The sequence below is a fragment of the Pseudomonas sp. A125 genome (genome assembly GCF_055409485.1).
The window spans coordinates 1-1,584 of sequence record NZ_JBUZVP010000077.1 but is presented as its reverse complement, the minus strand read 5'-3'; the positions used below and the strand labels follow the sequence as shown (position 1 = coordinate 1,584).

2 protein-coding genes are annotated in these 1,584 nt (G+C 55.4%); both read left to right on the top strand.

Annotated elements, in window-relative coordinates:
* A partial coding sequence (locus ACZRN6_RS36430) for a hypothetical protein (RefSeq protein ID WP_464009958.1) occupies window positions 1-523 on the top strand: 523 nt, incomplete at its 5' end.
* A 58-nt stretch (window positions 524-581) separates the two neighbouring features.
* Window positions 582-1,584 (top strand): pyocin knob domain-containing protein (locus ACZRN6_RS36425; RefSeq protein WP_464009957.1); only part of this gene is annotated, 1,003 nt, incomplete at its 3' end.

Below are 1,584 nucleotides of genomic sequence, written 5' to 3'. Positions count from 1 at the left end.
TGTTTTTATCAGGCCCGATAGTGCCAATGGCATCATCGGCATGAGCAACCTCGCTGTATTTGGTTCTCCTGGTAACTGGACTGGATTCCAGGTCAGGATTTTCAACCGGTACACGATCAAGCCGAACGGAAGGTGGTTTGCTGCGATCTTCGGCGCATCCGTTGTTTCGGAATACGGGGCATGGTTGTGGGATGCCGCCTCTAAACCTCTGTTCGACAGTGGCGGGCCTGCGGCCAACTTTGTCCGCTCCACTAACAATTGGACATACACAGGCACCGGTCAGACAGGACAGGGGTTGAGCATCGCTTACTTCAATGCGCCGTTTACCATGAACGATGAAGAATATTTGATGATAAATAATCTTACGATGATGGTGAGTACTGATGGCGTCCAGCAAGGTCGAGAAGTAAACCTGATGTGGAATTATCCATCGCAGATCATAACAATGGCTGCTATTGGTATTCCGGGTTACAACGCCGCATTCATTGGTATAACCGTGCTGGTCGCAAAAATAAGCAGCTGACCCGGTTCGATATTTTTTAACCCGCCCTGAGCGGGCATTTTTTTGCTTGGAGAAAAGTATGCCTTGGTACAGAACCGGCACGGTTGCCGTTACTTTGAATTCGAATGCGGTAACTGGTAACGGAACAGCCTTTCTCGCAAACAGCCGGGTAGGTGATGCATTCATCGGTCCCGACGGTGGGCAATACGAGGTCACCAATATTGCCAGCAATTCGGCTATGTCGATCACGCCTCCGTATCGAAGCGCCTCTACCGGCGGTGGTGCCTATGCACTCATGCCAGTGCAGGGCTATACCAAGGATTTGGCAGACCAAGCCAGGGCAATTATTCAGCAGTGGGGTTCAACGCTTGCTGGCCTGGGCACGGTATCCACTGAAAACATTGTGCCCGTGACCAAGGGCGGCACCGGCGGGACAACCCAGGCAGCAGCGCGTAACGGCTTGGGTCTTGGGAGCGCCGCTATTTTGAATGCCGGTCTGGCTGACGGGAACTTGCTCCCATGGGGGGCGTATGGTTTCGGAGGCTACACACCAAACATCCCCGGGTCGCCGTCAAACTTTAACTCGGCGCTCGAGACGGGCTTCTACAGGGATACCGGCACGACTCTAAACCGGCCTGCCGGAATGAACTATGGGACGGTAGCCGTCCAGTCGTACAGCAATGCCATTACCACTCAGTTGGCCATATCGTTCAACAAGCGGATGTACTTTCGCGGCAATCAGTTAGGTTGGGATGCGACATGGACTGAGGTCTACACGACCGCCAACACAACCCGGGGTTCTGGCGGCGCCTTGTCTGCTGCATCCCCGATCGTGCGTTTGGCAAACGTGACTGCCAGCGAGCGCCGAGACCTGCAGGAGCAAACATTCCAACCTGCAGGCGCGTGGGGTGTCGCAAACGAAGAGGCCTACGGCGTAAAAGTAGAGCGCACAGCTGTAGGCGAGTACCAGCTGCATGGAAGCCTGGGCCTGGCGCTGGAGGGGTGGCGGACGCAAGACCCATGCTCACCTGATGGTGGCCGCACACTTGGCATTACCGAGTGCGAGCAGGCTGCCGACGGCA